5 protein-coding genes are annotated in these 6207 nt (G+C 65.7%); all 5 read right to left on the reverse strand.

Annotated features, from left to right (window positions below; all coding sequences use genetic code 11):
* Positions 1-357 precede the first annotated feature (357 nt).
* A complete protein-coding gene (locus tag E8D38_RS27015; RefSeq protein WP_140637378.1) occupies positions 358-1143 on the reverse strand; it encodes an ABC transporter permease in 786 nt (261 codons plus the stop codon).
* Positions 1144-1219: 76 nt separating this feature from the next.
* Positions 1220-2197, reverse strand: coding sequence for an ABC transporter ATP-binding protein (locus E8D38_RS27020; protein WP_140637379.1), 978 nt, complete (start codon positions 2195-2197; stop codon positions 1220-1222).
* A gap of 85 nt (positions 2198-2282) precedes the next feature.
* A complete protein-coding gene (locus tag E8D38_RS27025; protein ID WP_219851881.1) occupies positions 2283-2900 on the reverse strand; it encodes an endonuclease I family protein in 618 nt (205 codons plus the stop codon).
* A 738-nt stretch (positions 2901-3638) separates the two neighbouring features.
* Complete coding sequence (locus E8D38_RS27030; protein ID WP_140637380.1) at positions 3639-4010, reverse strand: hypothetical protein; 372 nt, start codon at positions 4008-4010, stop codon at positions 3639-3641.
* A 58-nt stretch (positions 4011-4068) separates the two neighbouring features.
* A partial coding sequence (locus tag E8D38_RS27035; RefSeq protein ID WP_140637381.1) for a LamG-like jellyroll fold domain-containing protein occupies positions 4069-6207 on the reverse strand: 2139 nt, incomplete at its 5' end.

The raw sequence follows: 6207 nt of genomic DNA on the forward strand, positions 1-6207 counted from the left end.
GTGCTGCGCGCGCTGTCGCAACGCGCCGCCAAGCTCGGCATGCAAGTCGTCCCTGTTCCTGCGCCACAACCGGCCTGAAAAACTCATTGCCGGTCAGTCACTTGGAAGGAGTTTCTTGAGAGGCCTCACCGCTGCTAATCCACCTGTTCGTATGGAGCCAGTTTCCAAAGCCGCGATGGCATTGGTTCGATCGGAGGCAAACGGAGAGGACCGTACGGTCCATTGAGGCCTCGCTCATGCGTGCGTGAGCGAATGAGAGCGATGCCACCGAATACGCCATGGCGGCGAATTGCTCTGTAGCCAAGGGTGGAGCAGCTGGCACGGCGCCGGCCTGAGTCGCTCAGCAGCCAGGCACTGTCAGTTCTTCAACCGGTAGCCGGTGCGCACCATCCAGCTCACCACCGCTACGCAGGCCACGAGGAGTACGGCGGTCGCCCCAAGGCTCCAGCCGACGCCCACGTCGGTGCTGTCCACGAAGCTCCAGCGGAAGCCATCGATGAGGTAGACCACCGGGTTGAAAAGGGTCACCGTGCGCCACAGCGGCGGCAGCATGTCGATGGAGTAGAACGCGCCGCCCAGGAAGGTGAGCGGCGTGATCACGAGCATCGGCACCAGCTGCAGCTGCTCGAAGCCCTTGGCCCAGATGCCGATGATGAAGCCGAAGAGGCTGAAGGTCACGGCCGTGAGCAGCAGGAAGACCACCATCCACACCGGGTGTGCGATGCGTAACGGCACGAAGAAGGCTGCCGTGAGCAGGATCACCACCCCGAGCACGATCGACTTGGTGGCCGCAGCGCCCACGTAGGCGATCACCATCTCCAGCGAGGAGACGGGCGCTGACAGCAGCTCGTAGATGGTGCCGGTGAAACGCGGGAAGTAGATGCCGAACGACGCGTTCGACAGGCTCTGCGTGAAGACCGACAGCATGATCAGCCCCGGCACGATGAAGGCGCCGTATTCCACGCCGTTGACCTTCTGCATGCGCTCGCCGATCACGGCGCCGAAGACCACGAAGTACAGCGAGGTGGTGATCACCGGCGTGATCAGGCTCTGCCCCACCGTGCGCAGGAAGCGGGCCATCTCGAAGCGATAGATCGCCCACACGCCGTAGCGGTTGAAGGCGGCGACCTGGGTCGCGCTCATTGGTGCACCCTCTCGCTTCGCGAGGTCCCTCCGAGAGGGACAGCGCGCCCCCTTCGGAGCGGCCGTGCGGCGGCGCTCATGCCGCTTCTCGCAGTTTGCGCTCTGCGCGCGAGGAGTCATGGACCAGGCTCACGAAGATCTCCTCCAGCGAACTCTGCTGCGTGTTCACGTCCTTGAAGCCGATGCCCAGCTCACCGAGCCGGCGCAGCAGCGGGGCCACGCCGGCGGCGCCGGGATCGGCCGCATCGAACTCGCGCTGCAGCGTGTGGCCGCCCGGCTTGAGCACGAGGTTCCATGGCGCCAGCTCCGCCGGCACCTCTGCCAGCGGATGGTCCAGTTCGATGGTGAGCTGCTTCTTGCCGAGCTTCTTCATCAGCGTGGCCTTCTCCTCCACCAGGATGAGCTCTCCCTTGTTGATCACGCCGACCCGGTCGGCCATCTCCTCGGCTTCTTCGATGTAGTGGGTGGTGAGGATGATGGTGACGCCGCCGTCGCGCAGCCGGCGCACCATCTCCCACATGTCGCGCCGCAGCTCCACGTCGACGCCGGCCGTGGGCTCGTCGAGGAAGAGAATCTCCGGCTCGTGCGACAGTGCCTTGGCGATCATCACCCTGCGCTTCATGCCGCCCGACAGCGCCATGATCTTTTCGTGTCGCTTGTCCCAGAGCGACAGCTCGCGCAGCACCTTCTCCACCAGCGCGGGATCGGGCGGCCGGCCGAACAGGCCGCGGCTGAAACTGACCGTCGCCCACACACTCTCGAAGGCGTCGGTCGCCAGCTCCTGCGGCACCAAGCCGATCTTGCTGCGGGTGACGCGGTAGTCGCGCACGATGTCGTGGCCGGCCACCGCGACGGTTCCGCTGCTCGGGGTGACGATGCCGCAGACGATGGAGATCAGCGTCGTCTTGCCTGCCCCGTTGGGGCCGAGCAGCGCGAAGATCTCGCCGCGGCGAATGTCCAGGTCCACCCGCTTGAGCGCCTGAAAGCCGCTGGCGTAGGTCTTGGTGAGGCCGGCGATGGAGACGGCGTGAGCACTGGCAGCAGGTGTCGGCATGGGCAGGCGTCGTGCTGGGAAAGGCGCGCATGGTAGGGCCAAGCGGGAGACCTTGCTCGCAACGCCGTGACAAGGAACTCGGACATCACTCGAGCGCCGACGCCAACGCCACCTTCCGGGCCCAGTCCGGGTGATCGATGAACGGGTTGCGGTTGCCCTGTGCCTCGAAGATCGCCTGGTTGCGATGCAGCTCGTACTCGGTGACCGGGTCGCCTTCGTGCCAGCGCAGCAGCGTGTCGATGCGGGCCGCATCCATGCGGCTCTCGTCGAGGTCGATGCCGCGCGGGTAGCGCAGCAGGAAGTACAGCGTCGCCCGCGCCACGGCGCCCTTCCCTGCATCCGGCTCGAAGCGGTCTTTCTCGCGGCGGCCGCACAAGTCCCGCACCGCCTCGTCCGCCGGAAAGTCGAAGTACGCGTGGTTGCCGCGGAACGAGTTGCAGCGCGACTCGCAGGCGAACAGGTGGTGCAGGTCCCCGCGCATCGGCTCCTTCTTGGCGAACCACGACTGCGGCACGACATGCTCGCAGTTGAAGGGGGCATTGGCCTCCAGCAGCTCTTCCATCGCCGCCGCCGGCACCGTGGCCAGCGCCTCGTTGCGCCGCATCGACTCGCGCAGCGCCTCCCGGCGCGCCTCGATCCGGAACGCCTCTTCGATGAACTCGCGTGCATCGAACACCTGCCCGCTGTAGATGCTCTTGATCACCAGCCTGCGCCCTTCCCTGCGCCTCCCGGGCCGACATGATCACGTGGTGGTTGGTCAGCATCACGTTCGGTGCCACCAGGAAGCCGGTGCCGCGCACCAGTGTGCCGCCCAGCCGGTCCTGGACCTCCACGAAACACACGCCGCGGCTGGCGGCCAGGCCGATCTCGAGAATGCTTGGCGCAGCACAGGCAACCCCTCTCGCCCAGCCTGCAGCATGCAACGCATGGGCGCGCTCGTGGGCGCGTGCGAGACGCACGCTACCGAGGCGGGCAGACGGTCTGCTCGACGGAGGGGTTGGCCGCCTTCATAGCTGCGCCAGAGAAAGCAGCGGCACCACGACGGCGCCCACGGCCACGAAGAACAGCAGGAACACGGCTGCATACCAGCGAATTGCAGACTGCAGCGGTGCAGGTAGCCAACCAACAAGCCTGCTGGCAGGCTGGAGGTTGCCACGCTGCGGATGAAACCAGACACATGCACACAGGAGCGCCCAGGGACCGGCCACAAATGGGCCGAGAAGGGCTCCCCCTACGGCAAGCGTTCTCGAAGACGGCACAACAGCCATGGCCGCCGTGAACAAGCCTATTGAGATTGCCGAGCAAGCGAGGAACCACCACCTGTATGCATGGAGGCGGCTGGCTATTGATGAGCAAAGTGTCGGAGTCACTGCAGGCACCTGAAACAGATCCCTCTCTCCCGCCGCCCGTTCTGCACTCGTGTGCCAGGCAAGCCGGATGGTCACTTCGTCCCGGGCGATGGGGTCGGAGCGACCTTGGTTGCCTTGACCGTGCAAGTGGCGGCAACCGAGTTGTTGACGGTCGAGATGGTGTTCTGCGTGATCGTGTAGGGCACTTCCTTGCCGCTCGCCTTGAAGAGCTTCGCTGCCGCTTCACCAACACAGAGACTCTTCACCTCGGCCGGGGTTTGTGTTTCCTGGCCGATGTAGGTGTTGGACACGCTTTCGGAAGAATCGGTACTCGAGGACGCCCCGGCGACCGACCTGTAGGTTTCCTTGGCAACTTTCGCAGAGTCGGACACGACGCCGGGCAGATCAATGCTGACGCAGGCTGAAACAACAGGCAGAGCAAGAAGAACGAGGATGTGTTTCATGTTCGTGCAAACCTCCCGTGCCCCGCATGATGCGAGAGCACTGGCCGCGGATCAACACTCACCGCGCCAGGGCCGCGACCTCTGCAGCGCTCAATGCGCCTGAATAGACGCGGAAGTCCTGCAGGCGCCCGTTGAACGCCGGATGTCCCCAGTTGCGCCCCAGGAAGGTCACCTGGTCGCCCACCTGACGCGGTGACAGCGTCATGTGGGTGGCGCTCCCCACCTCGACGCCATCGACGTAGATCCGACCCGTCGTGCCCTTCTGCGTGTACGCCACATGAACCCAGCGCCTCGTGGGAAGAGCACTCGGCCCTTCCACCGCACGTATATCGCTGCCGGTTGCGCCGAATATTCCGAACTGCAATCCACCTTGGCCGGCCTGGGGGGCAATGCCGAGGGCGGAGTTGGCATCGGTCCCGGCGAACAGGATGCAGGTGTTCCAGCGATACCCGTTGGCATAGGCCCATATGGACACCGTGAAGTCGTCCAGGCTGCTGAACAGACCCGCCGGCAGTTGGATGCCCGCTGACTTTCCATCGAACATGGGCGCCTGGTCGTTGTTGCGCCCTTCGCCCCAGGTCACGCCGTCCAGCAGCTTCCCCTCCACGGGCGTCCTGGAGCCATCCGGGTTCACCAGCAGGCCGACAGCGGCTGTGCCGGTCGGGCCGTTCAGCGGCATGCTGAAGCGCAGTTCGCCAGGTACCGCGACTCGAACCGTGTTGGAGCCGGTACGCGGCGCGCCGGGGCCTTGCGCAACGACCTGGTAGAACCAGGTGCCGTTGGCTGGCGCATCGGTGTGGGTGAGCAGTTGGTCGGCCGCCACCGTGGCCACCGTCGTGAAGGGGCCCTGGGCCGACGTGCCGCGCTGCACCACATAGGAAGTCGCTCCCACGCTCCCCCACCACGAGAGCAGGACCCGGCCGTCATTCAAATACCCCGTGAGGCCGGACGGCGGCTTCATCGGCCCGGCATATGGCGCGCGGCGATGGATCAGCGTCGGCCACCAGATGTCGTCGCTGCTGCCGCCGTACTTCGCCTCGCAGTACGGCACCATGCGCGCGACGTTCGGTGCCGCGATGCCCAGGCGGTTGACGTAGTGGTTGAAGATCGGCTCCCAGCAGTTGCGGCCGAATCCGATGTATTTGCCGTCAGGGGTGGGACCAAAGGCCACCTGCGTCCATTGGTTGGTGTGCGGCTGGGTCGGGTTGTCCTCAGGCACGAACGGCATGGCGTAGGGCTTGCCGCTCTCGTCCTGCAGGTTGGTCCGCGCCACGTACTCGGCGCCCGAGAGGAAGCGGTTGTTGTACAGCCCGTAGAGGTCGTCGCCCTGGTTCCAGGCCATTTCCATCACGTCCCCGCCCAGCGATATGCCCAGCGTCGCGTGCCCCTGGTCGCGTCCGCTCTCCTGCCATTGCCCGAAGTGGCCAGGGTGCACGTAGTACACGCTGTGCAGGGCCGAGCCGTTGCCGAAGTTCCGCAGCTTGCCGCGGTTGTTGGCGGCGTACGAATCGCAGGCCAGCCGGTACAGCTCAGGCTTGTCGCAGAAGATGCCGATGGCCATGGCACCGACCATCGAAGCCAAGTCCCAGTTGGCGTGGGACCCGATCCGGCCCTCGCTGAGGAACCACGACGAGATCGGGGCGAAGACCTTGAGCAGCATCTCCTGGAAGCGCCTGAGGTTCGCTGGCGCCCAACCCGGGTAGGTGCGCAGGATCTCGCCGATCTGCGCCAACTGGTGGCCCTGCATGCCGGCCATCAGGATGAAGGTGTGGTCGTCATGGGCGGTCGATCCGGGAGGCACCGTTCCGACCACCTTCAGCGTGTTCGCCCACGCGTCCAGGAACTCCACCGCCTTGTCGGCATAGCGGTTGTCCTGGGGGTCGGACAGCTTCCAGCGCAGCACCAGGGACCAGGCGCGCCAGATGTCGACGTACAGGTTGTTCTTGCTGCCGTCGGCCCGGTAGACCCCCTCCAGCGGGTAGGGCCGGGTATCCAGGGTGGCGAAGCGGTCGGCGCACAGCTTGTTCCACCAGCCCGTCCACGGTTCCTGGCCTGCCTTGATGTGCGCACGGATGCGGGTGGCGTCGGCTTCGGTGAGCAGCAGCCCCGGGTGGCGGAAGACGCCGGTCTCCGAGGCGGGCGCGGAGGCGGAGCTGTTTTCCTTTCCCAGCACCGACAGTCCGGACGGGCCGATCTC

The sequence above is a fragment of the Methylibium rhizosphaerae genome, from assembly GCF_006386545.1.
Classification (GTDB): domain Bacteria; phylum Pseudomonadota; class Gammaproteobacteria; order Burkholderiales; family Burkholderiaceae_C; genus Pseudorivibacter; species Pseudorivibacter rhizosphaerae.

Coding starts and splice junctions, on each gene's coding strand:
- E8D38_RS27015 (WP_140637378.1), bottom strand. CDS start 1,143: ATGAGCGCGACCCAGGTCGCCGCCTTCAACCGCTACGGCGTGTGGGCG.
- E8D38_RS27020 (WP_140637379.1), bottom strand. CDS start 2,197: ATGCCGACACCTGCTGCCAGTGCTCACGCCGTCTCCATCGCCGGCCTC.
- E8D38_RS27030 (WP_140637380.1), bottom strand. CDS start 4,010: ATGAAACACATCCTCGTTCTTCTTGCTCTGCCTGTTGTTTCAGCCTGC.